15 protein-coding genes and 1 pseudogene are annotated in these 17,437 nt (G+C 60.9%); 7 read left to right on the top strand and 9 right to left on the bottom strand.

The window, feature by feature from the left end; genetic code table 11:
- Window positions 1-71: 71 nt before the first annotated feature.
- Entirely contained in the window at window positions 72-875 is an 804-nt protein-coding gene (locus QW887_RS29645; protein WP_315715435.1) for an intradiol ring-cleavage dioxygenase, read from the top strand.
- Here the strand turns inward: QW887_RS29645 and QW887_RS29640 are convergent, their stop codons facing one another.
- Together QW887_RS29640 and mddA are read right to left on the bottom strand one after the other, a co-directional pair.
- On the bottom strand, window positions 876-2,066 hold the full coding sequence (locus tag QW887_RS29640) for an MFS transporter (RefSeq protein ID WP_315715309.1): 1,191 nt from the start codon (window positions 2,064-2,066) through the stop codon (window positions 876-878).
- A 210-nt stretch (window positions 2,067-2,276) separates the two neighbouring features.
- The gene (mddA, locus tag QW887_RS29635) at window positions 2,277-3,056 is read right to left on the bottom strand and encodes a methanethiol S-methyltransferase (protein WP_315715308.1); all 780 of its coding nucleotides are present in this window, start codon (window positions 3,054-3,056) and stop codon (window positions 2,277-2,279) included.
- 148 nt (window positions 3,057-3,204) lie between these two features.
- Here mddA and QW887_RS29630 point away from each other — a divergent pair, with 148 nt between their 5' ends.
- The 4 genes from QW887_RS29630 (at window position 3,205) to QW887_RS29615 (ending at window position 6,993) form a co-directional block, all read left to right on the top strand.
- On the top strand, window positions 3,205-4,755 hold the full coding sequence (locus QW887_RS29630; RefSeq protein ID WP_315715307.1) for an alpha/beta fold hydrolase: 1,551 nt from the start codon (window positions 3,205-3,207) through the stop codon (window positions 4,753-4,755).
- 36 nt (window positions 4,756-4,791) lie between these two features.
- Entirely contained in the window at window positions 4,792-4,959 is a 168-nt protein-coding gene (locus QW887_RS29625; RefSeq protein WP_315715306.1) for a hypothetical protein, read from the top strand.
- A gap of 70 nt (window positions 4,960-5,029) precedes the next feature.
- Entirely contained in the window at window positions 5,030-5,632 is a 603-nt protein-coding gene (locus QW887_RS29620; protein ID WP_316167390.1) for a RadC family protein, read from the top strand.
- 119 nt (window positions 5,633-5,751) lie between these two features.
- Window positions 5,752-6,993: a site-specific integrase gene (locus QW887_RS29615; RefSeq protein WP_315825842.1), complete on the top strand. Its 1,242-nt coding sequence runs from the start codon at window positions 5,752-5,754 to the stop codon at window positions 6,991-6,993.
- A 158-nt stretch (window positions 6,994-7,151) separates the two neighbouring features.
- Here the strand turns inward: QW887_RS29615 and QW887_RS29610 are convergent, their stop codons facing one another.
- Window positions 7,152-7,382, bottom strand: coding sequence for a helix-turn-helix transcriptional regulator (locus QW887_RS29610; RefSeq protein WP_315825841.1), 231 nt, complete (start codon window positions 7,380-7,382; stop codon window positions 7,152-7,154).
- A 142-nt stretch (window positions 7,383-7,524) separates the two neighbouring features.
- Here QW887_RS29610 and QW887_RS29605 point away from each other — a divergent pair, with 142 nt between their 5' ends.
- Entirely contained in the window at window positions 7,525-8,046 is a 522-nt protein-coding gene (locus QW887_RS29605; protein ID WP_315825840.1) for a hypothetical protein, read from the top strand.
- Window positions 8,047-8,636: 590 nt separating this feature from the next.
- Here the strand turns inward: QW887_RS29605 and QW887_RS29600 are convergent.
- The 3 genes and pseudogenes from QW887_RS29600 to QW887_RS29590 form a co-directional block, all read right to left on the bottom strand.
- The gene (locus QW887_RS29600) at window positions 8,637-10,631 is read right to left on the bottom strand and encodes an ATP-binding protein (protein ID WP_315825839.1); all 1,995 of its coding nucleotides are present in this window, start codon (window positions 10,629-10,631) and stop codon (window positions 8,637-8,639) included.
- A gap of 1 nt (window position 10,632) precedes the next feature.
- Entirely contained in the window at window positions 10,633-12,021 is a 1,389-nt protein-coding gene (locus tag QW887_RS29595; protein WP_315825838.1) for an SIR2 family protein, read from the bottom strand.
- A 40-nt stretch (window positions 12,022-12,061) separates the two neighbouring features.
- Window positions 12,062-12,303 (bottom strand): annotated as a pseudogene (locus QW887_RS29590) (VapC toxin family PIN domain ribonuclease); the annotation flags it as partial.
- Window positions 12,304-12,606: 303 nt separating this feature from the next.
- Between QW887_RS29590 and QW887_RS29585 the strand changes: the two are divergent.
- Window positions 12,607-13,704 carry a hypothetical protein gene (locus QW887_RS29585; protein ID WP_315825837.1) on the top strand — a complete coding sequence of 366 codons (1,098 nt, stop codon included), beginning with the start codon at window positions 12,607-12,609 and terminating at the stop codon, window positions 13,702-13,704.
- A 195-nt stretch (window positions 13,705-13,899) separates the two neighbouring features.
- On the opposite strand, the gene QW887_RS29580 is transcribed toward QW887_RS29585, so the two are convergent.
- The 3 genes from QW887_RS29580 to QW887_RS29570 all read right to left on the bottom strand — a co-directional run bounded on the left by QW887_RS29580 (window position 13,900) and on the right by QW887_RS29570 (window position 16,194).
- Window positions 13,900-14,235: a hypothetical protein gene (locus tag QW887_RS29580; RefSeq protein WP_315825836.1), complete on the bottom strand. Its 336-nt coding sequence runs from the start codon at window positions 14,233-14,235 to the stop codon at window positions 13,900-13,902.
- Window positions 14,236-14,242: 7 nt separating this feature from the next.
- On the bottom strand, window positions 14,243-14,665 hold the full coding sequence (locus tag QW887_RS29575) for a hypothetical protein (RefSeq protein ID WP_315825835.1): 423 nt from the start codon (window positions 14,663-14,665) through the stop codon (window positions 14,243-14,245).
- Window positions 14,666-15,147: 482 nt separating this feature from the next.
- Window positions 15,148-16,194, bottom strand: a complete 1,047-nt coding sequence (locus QW887_RS29570) for a hypothetical protein (RefSeq protein WP_315825834.1) — start codon at window positions 16,192-16,194, stop codon at window positions 15,148-15,150.
- Window positions 16,195-17,437 lie beyond the last annotated feature (1,243 nt).

Raw genomic sequence — 17,437 nt, 5'->3', positions numbered from 1 at the left:
GGGCGTCCGATTGTTGCCATGCCCGGCTGATCGACTGCCGCTTCCGTCGCATGCGACTGCGGGAGGCTGCTCTGACCAACGCAACACGCCGTGGCGTTCTCGGCCTGCTCTCGGCGGGCGCAGCGCTGCTGACGCCGCCGGCGCGCGCAGCGTCGGAGACAGCTCCCGCATCGGCGAATGCCGACGACGCCTGCATCCTGACGCCGCAGTCGGAATCCGGTCCCTATTATCTCGATCCCAAGCTGGTGCGCGCCGAGATCGCCGAGGATCGGCCGGGCGTGCCGCTCAGGCTGCGCCTTCGCGTCATCGAGGCCGGCTCCTGCGCGCCACTCCCCGGCGCGCGCGTCGACATCTGGCACTGCGATGCCCGCGGCATCTATTCGGGCTATCCTGGCCAGAGCGACACTCACAAGCTCGACCAGAGCGGAAAGACGTTCCTGCGCGGCACGCAGATGGCCGACGCCGCCGGCTGGGCCGGCTTCAGGACCATCTATCCCGGCTGGTATGCCGGCCGCGCCACCCACATCCACTTCAGGGTGTTTGTCGACGAGGCCACGGTGCTGACCGGACAAACCTTCTTTCCCGAGGCGCTGAACGAGTTCATCTACACCAACGTGCCCGACTACACCGGACGGCCCAAGCAGCGACTGGTCATCAATGCCAATGACCGCGTCGCGACCGAGGCCGATCCCGATCACCGCGCGCATTGCGCGGTGAAGGAGGAGCGCGATCACTATCTGGCGACCCTCACGTTGGCCGTAAGCCGCAACCCGGCCGCCGCGGTCGAGATGCCCACTGGCAAGTTGCCACCCGCACCCTGGATCAAGGACCGGCTGGCGGCGCTGGTGCCCGGGCTCAAGCGCAGCCCGTTCTGATCATTTCGGCTCGGTGAACTGATAGGCCAGCGCCGCGAGCGGCAGCGCCGTGCCGAGCGCGGCGGCGGCCGTCCAGCCGCCATGCGCATATGCCCAGGCACCGAGGCCGGAACCCGCCGCCCCGGCGACGAAGAAGGTGGTCATATAGAGCCCGTTCAGCCGGCTGCGCTGGCCGGCGCCGAGCACGAACAGCACGCGATAGCCGAGGATGAGGCTGAGCTGCGCGCCGCAATCGATGGCGATGGCGGCGATCACCAGCGTGGCCAGCGAGCCGTTCGTTCCGAGTGGAACCGAAAGCGTCAACGCGAAGCCGATCGCGCACATCAGCATCGATGCGACGGTCGCCGGTCGCGTCCAGCCGCGATCGGCGATGCGGCCGGCGACCGGCGCCATGATCGCGCCGGCGACGCCGGCCAGCGCGAACAGGGCGATGCCGGTCTGCGACATCCGGAAATCGGACCCGGCCAGCAGCAGCGGGGACGTGGTCCAGAACACGCTGAAGCCGCCGAACAGCGCGGCCTGGTAGAGCGCGCGGCGGCGCAGCGCCGGCGTGTCGCGATAGAGCTCGACCATCGAGCCGAGCAGCTGGCCGTAGCTCAGCCGCACCTGCGGCTCACGCGGTGGCAGGGCGAGGCGCAACACCCCGGCCAGGATCACCATGGCGAGGGCCGAGGCCGCATAGATCACGTGCCAGGAGGCATGCGCCGCGACGAAGCTCGCGAGCGGCCGTGCCAGCATGATGCCGAGCATCAGGCCGGTGGTGACGTTGCCGACGGTGCGGCCGCGGATCGCCTCCGGCGCCATGTGCCCGGCATAGGGGATCAGGATCTGCACCGCGACCGAGCCGAAGCCGATCAGCAGCGCCGAGAGCAGGAATGTCGACGGGCTCGTCGCCAGGGCCGCACAACCGAGCGCGGCCGCGCCGACGATGATGGTCATGATGACGAGCTTGCGGTTCTCGATGAGATCGCCGAGCGGCACCACGAACAAGAGACCTGCGCCGTATCCGATCTGGCTCATCGTCACCAGCAGTCCCGCAAGCTGCGGCCGCAGCCCGAGGTCGGCGCTGATCGGCCCGATCAGCGGCTGCGCGTAATAGATGTTGGCGACGATCAGCCCGCAGGAAAAGGCCAATAGCAGCGTGATCCAGGCGGACAGCGAGTCGCCGGAATCGGACGTGATGGTGGTCAACGCGGATCTCTCTCGGGCGGAAACGGCAGGCCATAGGGCCTTATGAGAACAGAGGCTGTCGAGCTGTGATTTTGCATCGCAGCATTCAAGCCTGACATAGGTGCTGAGGTCCCCGGCCCCAATTCACGTCTACGTGGGCTCGGCACCGGGCAAGCCGTGATCAAAAGCGAGCGTGCCCGACGAGCCCTGCGGACGTCGAGCCCGCGCCGGCTACGGCGCGCCGCGCGCCTCCGTCTCCGTCTCGGCGGTCCGCCGGCCGCCGATCAGTCGCGGCAGCAGCATGGGCACCCGCCGGCGGTAGCGCTGGTAGGTGTCGCCGAACTGGGCGATCAGATCGCGCTCCTCGAGCTGCAGCCCGACCAGGATGTAGGCTGTGCTGAGGGCGGCGAACAGCAGGTGGCCGACCGACATCTCCGGCGTGGCCCAGAAGGCGAGCAGGAAGCCCAGCATCAGCGGGTGGCGCACCAGCCGATACAGCAGCGGCGTTCTGAAAGGCTGCGCCGTCCCGGCGCTGCCGCGGAGGGCGAGCACGGCCTGGCGGAGGCCGAACAGATCGAAATGATCGATCATGTAGGTCGAGGAGAGCGCGATCAGCCAGCCGAGCCAATGCACGCCGGTCAGCACGCCCGCTGCGACACCCTCGACGTGCCAGACCGGACTCGGGATCGGACGCCATTGCCAGAACAGCAGCAGCAGGATCAGGCTGGACAGCAGCACATAGGTGCTGCGCTCGGCCGCCGCCGGAATGATGCGCGTCAACGCGCGCTTGAACGCCGGCCGCGCCATCACGCTGTGCTGGATCGCGAACAGCGCCAGCAGCAGCGCGTCGACGACGACGGCCTCGGTCACGGCGCTGGACACGCCCACGTCGATCGACTTGGCCGTGAGATAGTTGTAATTGCCGACGAAACCGACCGCCCACACGAACGACCCAAGAAAGACGGCATAGCTCGCGACGGCGTAGAGCATGATGAGGAGACGCCCGGACATGAAGGTTTCCTTGTTGCTGCGAGGACGGCGTGGCGTTGATCGAGACGCCCGATCCTGGGATCGGTCGCGTCTCGCGCGAGCCTGAGCCCTTACCAATCGACCGTCCCCCGAGCGTCCCCCGAACGCAGCCACCCAGGTCGCACCCCCGATGGTTCAGTTCCGCGTCCGGACATTAGGCTTTCCCGAGCTGCATCGCGACGGCCAGCCGTGCCCGCTGGCGCTGCGCAAGGGCCTCGCTCTGCTGGTCTATCTGGCGGAGGCGAAAGGCCCTGTCGCGCGGGACGTCCTGGCGACGATGCTCTGGCCGGAGTGTTCCGAGGAGGTCGCGCGGGCGCGGCTGCGCCGCCTGTTGCACCGGCTCCAGCTCACACTCGGCGACGGCTGCCTCACCATCGATCGCGCGACGATTCGGTGGGCGGAAGCGGTCGAGCTGGAGGTCCAATCGGCGCTTTTCGAAACGGCGTGCGACCGCGGCGAATTCGAGCTGGCCTGCCGCCTCTATTCCAGTGACTTCCTGGACGGCTTCGCGCCCGGCGACTGTCCGCAGTTCGAGGAATGGGCGTTCTTCCGGCGTGAAGCCTTGCGCGGCCGGGCGGTCCAGGCGCTGGAGCGCGTGGTGCGGGATCGCAGCGCGGCCGGCGACCATGCCGCGGCTGCGGTCCACGCCGGACGCCTCGTCGCGTTCGACCCGCTCAGCGAGGTCTATGGCCGCGCCCTGATCCGCAGCCTGATGCTGGCCGGCGACCGCGCCGCCGCCCAGCGCCATCTCGACGCCCTGACGCAGCGCCTGCGCGACGAGCTCGGTGTCGCTCCCGAAACCGACACGCTGGCGCTGCTGGCGCAGGGCGTTGCGGCGCAAGGCGACAGCGCACCGCCGACGCGCTATGTCCTGGGCGGCGGCGTTCATCTCGCCTATCAGACCTACGGCACAGGTTCGCAGGACATTCTGCTGCTGCCCGGCTTCGTCTCGCATGTCGAGCGGATCTGGGAGGAGCCGCACTGCCGGGCCTTGCTGTCCGCGCTCGCCAGAATCGGCCGCCTGATCCTGTTCGATCGCCGCGGCATCGGGCTCTCCGACCGGGTCGGTTTCAGCCCCAGCGTGGAGGCGACGGCGCGCGACATCGCGACCGTGCTCGACGCCGCCGGCAGCCGGCGCACGGTGCTGCTCGGCGCCTCCGAGGGCGGACCGGCCTGCATCACCTTCGCGGCCGACCATCCCGAACGAGTCGCCGGGCTGATCCTGTTCGCCTCGCTCGCCAAGGGCAGCGCCGCGCCCGGCTATCCGCATGCGCTGCAGGCCAGCCAGTACGGCATCTGGCTGCGGCAGCTGGTGGCCGAATGGGGCGGCCCCGCCGGCATCGAAACATTCGCACCGAGTCTGGCTGGCGATCCCCAGGCGCGCGCCTGGTGGGCCGGACTGCTTCGCGCGGCATCCAGCCCCGGCGCCATCAAGGGCCTGCTCGAAGCCTTCAGGGATACGGACGTCCGCCACCTGCTCGCCCGGGTCGCTGCACCGACCCTGGTGCTGCACCGTCGCCACGATCGCGCCGTGCTCGTCGGGGCCGGGCGGCATCTCGCCAGCCATATCCGTCACGCGCGCTTCGTCGAGCTCGACGGCGCCGACCATTGGATGTTCGCCGGCGACCAGAGGCCGGCCCTCGCCAGCATCGACGCCTTCATCGGCAGTCTGCAGCCATAAGCAGGATCGCCCGACGGACGAGAAGGACGTCGTCCGGTGCTGCTCACGCTCGTGATCCTGTTCGGCCTCGGGCGGGTGCTGTTCTGGCTCGGCTATGCCAGCGGCGGCGCGGGCCGCGCCTTCGGCTTTGCGCTCACCTTCTACCCCACCGCGTTTTCTCTCATCGTCGGCCTCGCCATCGTGCTGACCGGACGCGCGGCCTAGCAAGGCGCGCCCTGCGGGGCGCGAGCACTTCGAGGTTGCAAAAATGCGGCGTCACGGCATGCTGACGCCGATGCCCGAGAAAGCCCCTCCTCCCAACGATACGCCGCCGGACACGCCGCACTATCACGGCCACCGTCAGCGGCTGCGCGAGCGCTTTCACAGCGCCGGTCCCGACGCGCTCAACGACTACGAGCTGCTGGAGATGGTGCTGTTCGCCGCGCTGCCGCGGCGCGACGTCAAGCCGCTGGCGAAGGCGCTGCTCAAGACGTTCGGATCGTTCGCCGAGGTGATCCACGCGCCGGAGCCGCGGCTGCGCGAGATCGACGGCGTCGGCGACGCCTCGATCACCCAGCTCAAGCTGATCGCCGCCGCCGCGCACCGCATCGCCAAGGGCGAGGTGCGGCAGAAGCACGCGCTGGCGTCATGGCAGGACGTCATCACCTATTGCCGCACCAGCATGGCGTTCGCCGACAAGGAGCAGTTCAGGCTGTTATTTCTCGACAAGCGCAACCAGCTGATCGCCGACGAGGTGCAGCAGACCGGCACCGTCGATCACACGCCGGTCTATCCGCGCGAGGTGATCAAGCGCGCGCTCGAATTGTCGGCCACTGCGATCATCCTGGTGCACAACCACCCCACTCACGTTTCCACGTGCATGTTCGGTCACGCTTAATCACCTAAAATCATTGTGTATTTCTTGATTGCGGGGTCTGGGCCGAAGTACCTTCGGAGAAAGGAACGGGAACGTAACCGTCCCCACTTACCGTCCCCAGTCGGAGCGTGCGGCGCGAGATGGCGAACATCACCGAGAGCATCATTCGGCGTGCGCTGAAGGAAGTACGGAGCGCGGGCAAGCAGCGGCTGCTAGTCGATGGCGAGGGCCACGGCACTGGCCGCCTGGCTCTCATCCTCAAGCCAATGCCTACCCGCGTCACAGCAACCTGGATGGCACAACAGTGGCGCAATGGCCGCAGGATCAAAACGACGCTTGGACGGTACCCGGCAATGTCTCTCGCCGATGCAAGAGCAATCTTCGATCGTGACTATGCTCAACTCATCCTTGACGGGCGTAGCGTCAAGGTCGCGAGAGATAAACGCCCCGGTACCGTTGCCGATCTTTTCGCTGGCTACGTTTCGTATCTGAAGAGCGAGAACAAACCATCGTGGTCCGACGTGGAGCAGCAGCTCAATAAGGCGGCCGATGTTATTGGGCGCCATGTGCCGGCCCGCGAGGTGACGCCCGACGACGTGCTCACCGTACTCCGCCCGATTTACGCGCGCGGCAAGCGATCGATGGCTGATCACGTCCGCTGCTATATTCGGGCCTCGTTCTCCTGGGCGCTCAAGTCGGAGCACGACTATCGGAGTTCGTCTCCGCGCCGGTTCAATCTCGTGTCAAATCCTGCCGTCGCCATACCGACTGAGCGAAAGGTCGCCGGAACGCGCTGGCTCGACGAAGATGAATTTTTGCGGCTCTACCGCTGGCTCGAATGTCCTGACGCGCCAGTACACCCGCCGTACACGCAGGCAGTCCGCATCATAATGCTTACCGGACAGCGCGTCGAGGAGATAGCGCGCTTGCATGTCCATCAGTGGGACGCACAGGAACACATCATCGATTGGTCCAGAACGAAAAACGGAAAGTCACACGCTATCCCCGTTCCTTCGGTGGCTGCTGATCTTATCGAGAGCATTGAACCGAATGAACACGGTTGGTTTTTCCCGTCCGCGACGGATCCAACAAGACCCGTGAGTGCGGGTACACTGTACTCGTTCATGTGGAGGCAGCGGGAGCGGGAGGTAATCCCGATCGTCACCAATCGCGACTTGAGGCGCACCTGGAAGACGCTAGCCGGCAAGGCCGGAGTGTCCAAAGAGATCCGCGATCGCATTCAGAATCATGCGCTTCACGATGTTAGCTCAAAGAGCTATGACCGCTGGAACTATATGCGCGAGAAGCGTGCCGGTATGGCCACATGGGACCGCTTCATCCGCTCGCTGCTCGCGAGAAAAGCGCACCGCCCGGCAGCCTAGAGGTTGAGAGACATGGGCCTGCCGCGACCGCTCGAGGCAGCCTACGCCATCAGCCCCACGTAGGCTTCCGCGGGCTAGGCAAGAACTCCTGTTGATTGTTGCCGGACTTCTAGACTCGCGACGTCAATCGGATGCAGCGGTTTTCTTGGTCGGCCGGATTAGCCCCTGCGCGGTCTCCGCGAAGGAACTCGTAGGAAGTCTGCAGGCTCGACTTCAAGCACTTTGGCGAGCTTCACCATAAGTTCGAGACCCACGAAACTACCGCCCGTTTCCAACTTGCTCATATAGGTCCGGTTTACGCCCGCCTCATGTGCCAACGCTTCCTGAGAGTATCCTTTCTCAGTCCTGAATCGACGGAGATTCGTGGCGAAGACATGGCGGTAATCCATGTCTAAGAAGACATTGATGTCTGTTATTGACCCACCGCTTTAAACAGACAAAAATGGCCGGCAGAATGGTCCGAAACGTGAACGGACTTAACCACGATGCCGGTACGCCAGCCTTCGCGGCGTTATCGAACCAGGGGGCAAGATGCAGGACAAGCAGTTCTCTCAAGATGGCATTATCTTCAGTTCGCCGCATTCCGAACGTTCGCTCCACCCGCCGACGGACAGCGACGCAGTTCTCCTCGCCCTTGAGGCTCAATTCGACAGCCTTGTCGCAGAATTGCTCGCTGCACAGAACGCAAGCGACACAACAGCAATTGATCCCGACGGCCGGTCGCGCGGTGGATCCGATGCTCAAGTGGGAATCGTGTCTTACACGAATGACGAAGACCGAACGGAAAAGACGGAGGCCGTCTTAGCTCGTCTTTACCCGATTGAGAGAGCAATCATGACTACCCCAGCGGGCACAATCAAGGGACTGGGCGTCAAGGCCCGTCATGCGGCCTATGTGATGTCCCACTACTGGGAGGCACCTATCGAGCAGATCGAATGGGACGCGCGAGCTATGCGTTCGCTAATTGAAGCAGTCTGCGGGCTTGCTGAGGTACTTGTGCCGGGCTGCGAGGCTAAGGGTGACGCCTCGCCTGATGCTGTGAGCATCCCGTAATGCAGGAGTAGCTTGTCGAACCGCCCACTTCCAATGGCACGCCGGACTCCGATCGAAACGGGTCGACCAACCGCGAGGCGCTCCTGCGGAAGCCGGAGGAGCTTGAAATCAGCAAGGGCGCCAGAGGCTAATGGCCCGCGCGGAGGGCAACGAGACACACCCAAAGCGTTGGTCTGCGCCGCCGAAGCGCTGGACCAGTTCCCTGCGGACCATTTTCGCAGCGAATTCTTGGAACTGTGCGGTACGACATTTGGACCGCCGTCGACGACGCTCACGCCACCGAGGATCTGGTCGAGGCTCGTGTTAGCGGGTCAAAAGGACGTCGAAATGACCGCGCTAGATTTGCAGCTCAAGGACGCGAGACTTCGACAGCAAGTGAGATCAGTCGACCTACTTGACCCACGCGCTCCAATCTGGGCCGCCCGCTTGTTGACCCAATAGAACACTTTCGCCACTGATTGACAGGTGTTGCTTTTAAGATCCAACGGAAAGCGCGTCGAACACGTTACTTCAACTATCACTGCTACGGAGAACAGATCTGCATAGTCGATATGTGACAAGCTCCGTAAACGGGATCCAGAAACGTTGATCTAGGCTCCCCAAGCATCGATAACTTGTGCGAGCGGAAACGGGGCTTTCTCCTTCGACCACTCATGGAAAGGCGCCGCGGTCTGGCTGTAAGGGCTAGGATCGGGCCTATCGAATTGCACTCGCGTCGGGATGTGGAACGCGCTGCCGAAGACTATCGCTTCGCCTGACGACAATATCGTTACCTGATCAAGCAAGCGCCTGGCCTGCATCGGGATGATGCGACGGAAGTGATCGATGTCGTCCGGATTTTGCAGACGATGGCTGATGAAATTGGCACACTGACTGATAATGGTCTGGCTAATCTCGCTCGGACGTTGGCTGGCGACGATGAGCGACAGGCCGAATTTGCGCCCTTCCTTTGCGATACGCTCAAAGGTCAGTCGCGCCAGCCGATGACCTCGATCCTCGTCCGCACGAGCCGGTCGAGCATAGTTATGCGCTTCTTCGAGGACGAGAACCCACGGATGTTTGTAGCGTGACCCAGCGGGCAAGCGTTCCCGCGCCTCCAGCAACACACGCCCGATTACGGCACACGCATAGGGCAACACTTCGTTGCTCAGCATCGAAAGATCAAGAACCGACACCTTTGGACCCGTCGCGCCCCCCAATCCGAAACGAGCGAACCAGGCGAACAAACTATCAATAGCAGTGTCAGCGTCTTCATAGTTGAGAAACGCACGCCACCTTTGGTCATCAAGGCGCGTCTTCAAACGCAGCTTAAGCGTGGTGAGATGGGCCTCCACACGGAAGGTGTCCTCCTTCGATACGGCGCGGTTAATTAGTGATGGATCAGTTAATGTCGAGCGCGCAATCGGAAGTGGAGAGTCCGCAGTGCGAGCGCCAGCCTCCGCTGTATCGCGCCCGCCAACAATCTTGGATCGGATGGCGTCCTTTAGCCTCTCTGCTTCGGCCGCGATCGCAGCCTGATTGTTCATGACCTCGGTGTTATAGTCGTTGGCGGACCGGTGTGAGGTAAACAGCCTGTCGAACGCCGTGACATCGATATCGGTGTTCGCGAGATGGCCAGAAATGGCGTCGCAATAAGAGCCGGCCGCCTTCTTCTTGATCTTTGTAAGTTCGCTGAGAAGTTGATCGAGCGCACTCATTGCATTCTGCAATGAACCGAGACTGGCCGCAGCTGTGGCATTGCCGCCCTTCGCAATCGCCCACCAGTCCTTCAACACGGGTTCCTGTGTCTGTTCCGCCGCGCTTAGCCAAGCACAAATCTCCTCCGCGTTCAGGAACCAGAGCGGGAGACCGAACTCTGTGCCATTGAGATAGATGCGATCCGGCATGCGAACCGCCGCTTTTCCGGCAGGAAAGGCTTTGGCATATTCGCCATTGATGTCGAGAATGAAGACATGCGGCTCTTCTGAGGTGCCGTCGAGCACCTTCATGGCCTTCTGAATAAGGCTAGACACCGAGAATGACTTGCCTGACCCGGTGTTGCCTACAATTGCCAAGGGCCTTGAGAACAGGTCATTGTAGGACGCTCGGACGACGTTACGCGCTTGGCCGGTCGGAAATCCTATCTTCAAGTCGCAGTCAAAGTCCCTCGAATCATAGCCCTCCGGCCTATTGCGACGGGGCGGGATTTCGAACACGGCGCGCAAGATGGCAGGCGAGCCAATTTCTGCCGGTGTATCGAGTGTTGGCAGGATGGATATACCCGGACTGAAAGACGGGTCATCGTCGGCATGCTCAATGGTGCCCAGCAACTGCACGCTGGCGGTCCGGCGCGGCTTCATGAGCTCCAGGTTGAGTTCATCGCCACTGGTGGGGTCGAAGCTCTCACGTGCCTCAAGATCGGTAATGATGCCGATGACGGTTTGGCCCGCCCCCAATGAAAAGGTCAGATACGCGTTGATCGCAATCGCAGCCTGAACCCCGTCAAGAGTCGCGCGCAGAGCCGATCTGGTTTCAGGCAGCAATTCCACCTTCACCCGGAAGCCTTGAACCGAAACAATATGGCCGATGAGACGTGGATTATCCATCTTACGCCCCCGAAGCTGGCTCAGCGGGCGATGCGGACGAAGCTATTTGCTTTTCGAATCGCCGCAGGCGCAGGAAGTCGTCCAGCCATTGCACGTCGGGCATTATCGAGCGGGCGAAATCGTCAAACGTCGCGTGTTTGAACTTGCTAGCAGCAAAAGCGGCATCCGTCGGGCACAACACGAAGGCGCGCTTGCCGAGGTCCTTATAGCGGCGCACCCGCTCGATGACCGGGCTGGCAGGATTGGGTTCGACCACGAGCATCACAAGCGACGGATTCATGAGTGCATTCTCAATAATACGGCTAACGTGATCATCGCCAAAACCGTACCCGAGAACGAGCAGGAACGTCTGGGGCACACTGAGGCGCACCTGAAAAGACCGGAAGAGATGAGCATAGGGCATCGTCAGAGTCTGCGCGAACTTGTTGGCAGTCGGCAGGATTCCAACCGATGGCGTTCCGTCGGTCAATTTGACCAGCACAGCTGCCTTCTCGTCCGGCTTCAAACCTGCATAGGTTCGGAACGGGACAAGGTTTGGGTGCCGCGCGCGCATCTCACCATCCTGTTCAAACCAATGAATTGATCCATGTAGTTTGTAAAAGTGCAGAAACTTGTCGAATCGCCGCACCCGTCCTTCGGCAACTTCACCTGGATAATAGACATCGAGCCCATAAACCGATGGATCGAAGCGAGCGTTTGCTCGGCCGGTGAAGCCGTCGAAATATTGGATGCCTAGCAACTCCAACGCCTGCTCGAACAGAGTGTCATAATTCAGCGTGAAGAGATGGGTTCGGCCAAGATTGCTGTCACGCGCGACGAGCTTGGACAAAAAAGCTAGTTGCGGCGCGATCTCGCTTGCCGACTTCGCTTTGGCGGTGTCAGGCAAGGACAGGGCGCACTCCGAGAAGATGGACATGCGCAATCGATCAACAAACCATTGGAGGTCATCAAGACTTGGAGCTGGCGTGCCCGGCCAGGTGACGCCAGAAAAAGGTGCGTCTTTTGAGTTACCAATAACAAGGGAATTGGCAACAAATGATAGCCACTGCTCGAACCCCATACTGGGCTCATCGAGCAAGTCGGCCAATGATATGGCATCCCGACGCGCCTTGATGATAGGCTCGATAGAAGCCGGCGCGTCGAAGAGAGCCTCAATCGTCTCGAAAACAGCGGTTTCAAGGTTCACCATGGTCTTCCCGCCAGCCGAAACCGACGTGCCGGATCCCGTCAGAACGATTAGGTTCTCCATACGCAACCACTCGGAGATCAGGGCCTGGAGGCGAATGCGCCCTTGCTTCTGATCAAGCCCAAGCAGCAGGTCGCCTGCATTGCCGTCCTCAGTCAGACCGATGAGCTGATACTCGATGGGTTCAGGCGCCCCTCCAGTCATGCATTTTCCCCTAAAAGCCTGCTCGCAATGGATTGATGATCTAAAGCCCAGCAAAGACTGTTTCGTTGTTCGTCACCACCACGCAGCCATTGGCACCGACGGCGGCGATGACCTTATCGAGACCGCTACAAGAGCGTCCGATAGCCTTCCTTTCCGCCATCGGCCGCACCCAGACCAAGCCGGCTTTTTCGTCGAAGGACAAAATGCGCCCGAAAACAGCGCCTACGGTCCTTCTTGACCCGCAAATCGGGCATCGAGAGGATCGAGCTTCTTACCGCGTGGCTAGACGGTCGCGTCGCCGGCTGCACGGCAAGTCCGACGCGGCTGAGTGTGGGCATGATGTCTCTCCCAGCAGGCTAAGAGGGCTTCGAGACTTGTTCGAGGACGTCCACATTGTACTGCTCTTCCATCCAGACCCACTTGAGGTTCTCACCTCGTCACGGATTCATGGAATGTCGGGGACAACCTGCAATATATTACCGCATTCAGATCAGCTTCCCGCTCCCCGACCTTGAAATACATACCAGCTATACCGATACAGGAACTACTGGGAACTGATTCGGGCAGCTTACCGACGGGACTCCGATGAACCTGCACGTTGCAGACGCGCCAGAGAGCGCGCCGATCAATGAAAAGGACCAAACTAGGCTTTGGGCATCGTTTAGCGTCGCCGTAGGCACGGAATTGCGGCCGGCAAAATCGATTCGCGGCATCTCGGGCCTCGAACATCCTGTTCAAGCCATTGCGGTGGATGACAAACGCAAGCGTGTCCTCATCGTCTCTGCCGAACAGAACGCTAGAGTCGCAGCTCTTATGCAGGTCGACGTCCAAAGTACCATGCCTGATGTGCGGGTACTGGTCGCACGCCCTGTGGTCTTAGACCTTGGTGTGATCGCGAGAAACGTCTTCAGAAACGTTGAAGACGCCCGGATCAACATCAATGAGTTCAAATCGCGGATGGAACGCTTCCAAAAGCTCGAGCCGGCCCGCAGTCAGCGCTACGTTAACCGTCAACTCAACAGAGTTGTGCAGCCCGCCGTCCTGGCATTCAAGCATGTAACATTGCCGACGCTCAACCAGATCATGGATGTTATTCAGCAAGCCGCCAACCTCGATTGGTCAGGCATCTTTGAAAATTTGACGAACGGTAACGACGATCCAACGATCTCCTTCGAACGACTACTACAAATCGACAATACGGCGATCGACCGCGAATACGGGGTCTGCCCCGTCCCTCTTTATGAGTTCAGCCCTGTGGATTGGGAGCTGTTTTTGCGGGGCGACCGACCAGACGAGATACGGCGGCGCTTGCGCGAATTGGATATTTACCAGTATTTCTTCCCTGCCCCTGACCAAGTCGCCCTAGGTGTCACGGATAAAGGGCTGACTGTCCGCGAAGACATCATTCGTGCCGTCACCGAGTGCCAGAGAATGGGACATCCTCTAGGCGACTCCGAAATAGTGCCAGCTATCACCTCGATTCCCGACTTGCTGGGTGCCTTAGGCGAAATGGGATACCTCGCCGAGGGAGAACACGGCGTCGAGATTTCTCCCATCGGCCATACCACTCGCATGGTCCTGAAGTATAGGCCCCGCGAGAGCCTGATCTCTAAGCTCATAAATCGCTTCACCGTGAATGCAAACTTAAGCGCCAGTATAAAAGACCTCTTGCCTCCGACCTGAGGGACGACCATCGTCTTGGGAAATCAACTCTCCCAGATGATTAAACACCGACGTTGGGAAATGGTAAAACATCGTCTCGTTCAAAGGCCAAGACACTCAGATAGATAGGCCGAGACGCTTGCGCTGAGAGCGCTATGGAGCCCCCGAGTGCAGCGCTGTGTCGAGCCGCGAGCGCGACAACGTTTATTTGCCTGTCTAGTTGCACTTCGCAATAAGACCCGGCCAGCTTCCGATCACCTGCCCGACGATGCCCAGAGTGAAGCAAGTGGCGCCGATAACGAACATCTTTCGGCGCCACGCCCACTCTTTTAAAAACAGTGGCTGGTAAATACGCCAGTTCTCTTTATCCGAATCAGGGTCAAAATATTCTCTACCATCCAATTCTGCAATCTGCTGTTCGTAAGCTTTTTGCAGATCGCCTATGCGCCGGTCATGTTCGCGCCTGAGTTGGTGATACCACTCCCAGGCAATGATATAGAAACCGATCAAATCGAGGATCTGCCCGACGACAGAGAACCAATCCTGGCACATGTGGAGCCTATCTCTTGAAAAATGCTAGAACGCCGAAGATGCTTCCGATAAGCGCCAGACCCAGAGTTACCCGAGATGCCCAATAATCCCAATCAGCCTTCTGCTCGGCCCGAATGTCGGCGCGCAGCTTCTGTGCGGCAGCCGCAGTCAAAACGGTCTCATCCGTTCGAGCGCCCTGCTCCCAGCTATCCTCGTCCTTCGGGACCGGCACGTGATATCTATGCGCCTGTTCGATTAGCCATTTGGATCTAAACCGGGCGATCGCAAACTCCTGCCATTGAAGCTCGCGGCCCGTCGCCCACTTGTATCGAGGCTCCTCACCGAGCTTTGCAGGGTCGTCCTCAGGCATTTCTTCGAACGCTCTGCTCGTTGCTTTATACTGCTGAAGATACTTCTTCAGTTCCCAGCGATAGCGCAGTTCCTCGATCATCCCTACCCCTGTGGAAAATGTCCTCGTCACAATCCAAGCTGGGCGACGGAGCAACTTAGCATAAATATCCTGGTCTACTGACCGATTTCTGCCTGATGCCTGCATCACCGTTCGTGTGCGGACGTCTTCCGTTACTCGAGAAGCCCCACCGAGACCATGAACAGAACGCTATAGCAGCGGGCCTTGCTCGGACCCCTCGGGCGCATTGGCTAATCCCCATGCTTACTTCAGGTATTGGCGAATTGAGATGGCGTCTTCTAGCCAGCTGGAGTGTGGCCGAGCGTTGTTATAACCGGCTTGGCTACCATCGGACGCGATGGCGGGGCTGGGCGGCGATAGCGCCTCTTTCAGCATTGCATCCGTCACCCGGCCGTTGAAGCTCGATGAAGTGATTATGCATGGGCTCGCCCGGCGCGATGCGTTATGGGGCGGCCGGATTATATTGACCTGCCGAGCTTGCTCCAACACGGCCCGGGATTTGGTCAAGATGACCCCACACGCCTAGCGTGAACGCCGGCAGCGAGAAGGAGCGCCACGGCCATCGGATCGAGCACAGCGACGAGCGCCAGCGTGAGCAGCCGGACCGCTCGCTCAAAGTCCGTTGCAGGTATACCGAGCAGCTCGGCGAGATACCGTATCGGTCCGACTTCAGCCTCGGCACGCCTGCGCTGCGCGTCAATTTTGGCCTTTTCGATCTGTAGACTAGCGAGTGCTTGGGACTCGCGCTGGCGTTCAGCCACGATATCCGCACGTTCACGGCGTTTCTGGTCGGCAAGCGTCATCGCTCCGACTGGCCGACCACTGCGCGTTGCCTCGTCGACGGCCGCGTCAATCTGGGCAATGCGTCGGTCAATGTCGGCAACCATTCGGCTCTGCATCCCGAAGCGGGCCTCGACATCTGCGGTTCTGTCGGCGAGGGCAAGATCTACTGATGCCATATGATCGAGGTGGGCACGGGTGAGAAAGCCGAACACACCGATGGCGTTCAGACCCATTAGCAGGCCAATCATCGAAACGAGAACGAACCTAAGGAGGGGCGGCGCGGAGCTCCAGTGTTCGGTGAGCCAGGCCGCAGCTACCAGCTTTCCTGCCTCCAGTACGGCACCCATAATGATGACGGGCCAGAAGGCGCCGGCAAAAATCGCCGTCAGCCCGTCAATGGAAAAGGCAGCCGAGACACACGCCAGGGCGAGAGCCACAACGAATGCAGCGAGCTTGACCCGTGTCGTGGGATGATGAGCTCCCTGCGCTTCGGACCTCTCCGTGAAGCCGGCCAACTCCGTAACGGCGCCCGGACCTGTAACGGTCTGTGTTACTGCCCCCGTTACGATGATCGCTTCAGCGTTACGGCGAATAAGGCCGGCGCGCTCCCAGGCTTTTAGGCGACGACTGGTCCGCATCCTATTCCAGCCCCATTGGCGTCCAAGCTCAGCGGCGCTTACCGTCACGTGTCCGTCGGGCTGCGAGCGTAGCCAGGCGAGTGCCTCCATATCATCGAAGGGATGAGGCGGAATGGACCCGGTCATCATAGGCATTGCTCCATGCGTTCCCGCCGCTCAAGCACGGGCGACCGAAAGGCCGGTCATTCTTCCTAAGTGGCCGGAAGGAGGAGTTTTCTACCCGGACTGGAATCGCGCATCCTGCCTACTCCTACCTGGAGAGAAACAGCGAGATGCCCGGAGGCGGTGGTGCCGACAGGAGGGCATTCTGCCGTTGCCCCGCGAAAACGGATTAAGCCCCGCGGCCACGGACTGCGCACTGTGCCGCGAAGGTGGCATGCCCGAGACCAAAGTGGAACGGCCGAATAGTGCGATGTTGCACGCGGCAGCCCGCCCTGTCACAGCCGCAATGCGCACAGTTGCAGAGCACCTGGCGCCGACCGCCACTTGGCTCAGCCTTTCGTATTGCAAACTTGCATTAACCTGAGCATTGGCTCTGCTCAATTTTCGCTTGATCCATGTTGAACTGATGCTGGCCGGCCGTCCGACCTTCTGCATCGAATTTGCGGACGAATGAGCATCGCCGATGCTGTTCGACTGTTCCGATGTATGCAGATTGATCGCCAGGAGGCCGCGCGCGAATGCCGACGGCTCCATCTAAAATCTCGCAACGATGCTGCCTGACAAGCGCTGCTCGCGTTGCTATCGGGCGTTGTGTAAGCGCGGTTCAGGATGGGATTGCAGATGGCCGAGCAGAGGCGGGTTGGATGGCAAGATAAAAGCGCCTCTCCGCGGCGTAGACTCGGCGGTCGTAAGTTTTTGAGGTTACTTATCGCAGCACGGCACTGCTCCAACACTCATAGTGTTGCTAGAGGAAGAAAGACCTGAGAGATCAATGTCCCGAATGGCACTAATCGCAGCTTAGCGAACTAGGTCGCAGAATTGGGACATACCTAGCCATGCGCGCATGGAAGGCTGCTACAGGGCTAACGGAGCCCGTCAAGGCTCGCCCTAAGCGCGCGGCGAAGCCGCTGACGGGCATTGACCGGATTGCGGCTGGCCCGGACCTTTTCCTTCGAGGCGCCAATGGCTTCTTGTGAGCGGGGCTGCACTGATCACAACGCGAAGCAGTCCCGCGGGTCAGCTTTCCCATGAAGAACAGAAACGATCCAGGTCGATCCGAGGCGACACGATTAACCCAAAGCCGACGTTTGCGGCCGCATCAGCGGATTATCCGCTTTTGACCGATTCTGTTGAAAAGTCAGCAGTTGCGACGCAGAGATATCGGTGATTCAGTCTGTCTAGTGGGCAGGACTGAAGGTCATGATGGGGC

Source organism: Bradyrhizobium sp. SZCCHNRI3052, assembly GCF_032484895.1.
Classification (GTDB): domain Bacteria; phylum Pseudomonadota; class Alphaproteobacteria; order Rhizobiales; family Xanthobacteraceae; genus Bradyrhizobium.
The sequence above is the reverse complement of the archived record's forward strand: the minus strand, read 5'-3'. Positions and strand labels throughout refer to the sequence as shown.

Excerpts from the sequence above, each read along its gene's own strand:
- mddA (WP_315715308.1), bottom strand. The coding sequence starts at position 3,056 with ATGTCCGGGCGTCTCCTCATCATGCTCTACGCCGTCGCGAGCTATGCC.
- QW887_RS29630 (WP_315715307.1), top strand. The coding sequence starts at position 3,205 with ATGGTTCAGTTCCGCGTCCGGACATTAGGCTTTCCCGAGCTGCATCGC.
- QW887_RS29620 (WP_316167390.1), top strand. The coding sequence starts at position 5,030 with ATGCCCGAGAAAGCCCCTCCTCCCAACGATACGCCGCCGGACACGCCG.
- QW887_RS29615 (WP_315825842.1), top strand. The coding sequence starts at position 5,752 with ATGGCGAACATCACCGAGAGCATCATTCGGCGTGCGCTGAAGGAAGTA.
- QW887_RS29610 (WP_315825841.1), bottom strand. The coding sequence starts at position 7,382 with ATGGATTACCGCCATGTCTTCGCCACGAATCTCCGTCGATTCAGGACT.
- QW887_RS29605 (WP_315825840.1), top strand. The coding sequence starts at position 7,525 with ATGCAGGACAAGCAGTTCTCTCAAGATGGCATTATCTTCAGTTCGCCG.
- QW887_RS29600 (WP_315825839.1), bottom strand. The coding sequence starts at position 10,631 with ATGGATAATCCACGTCTCATCGGCCATATTGTTTCGGTTCAAGGCTTC.
- QW887_RS29595 (WP_315825838.1), bottom strand. The coding sequence starts at position 12,021 with ATGACTGGAGGGGCGCCTGAACCCATCGAGTATCAGCTCATCGGTCTG.
- QW887_RS29585 (WP_315825837.1), top strand. The coding sequence starts at position 12,607 with ATGAACCTGCACGTTGCAGACGCGCCAGAGAGCGCGCCGATCAATGAA.
- QW887_RS29580 (WP_315825836.1), bottom strand. The coding sequence starts at position 14,235 with ATGTGCCAGGATTGGTTCTCTGTCGTCGGGCAGATCCTCGATTTGATC.
- QW887_RS29575 (WP_315825835.1), bottom strand. The coding sequence starts at position 14,665 with ATGATCGAGGAACTGCGCTATCGCTGGGAACTGAAGAAGTATCTTCAG.
- QW887_RS29570 (WP_315825834.1), bottom strand. The coding sequence starts at position 16,194 with ATGATGACCGGGTCCATTCCGCCTCATCCCTTCGATGATATGGAGGCA.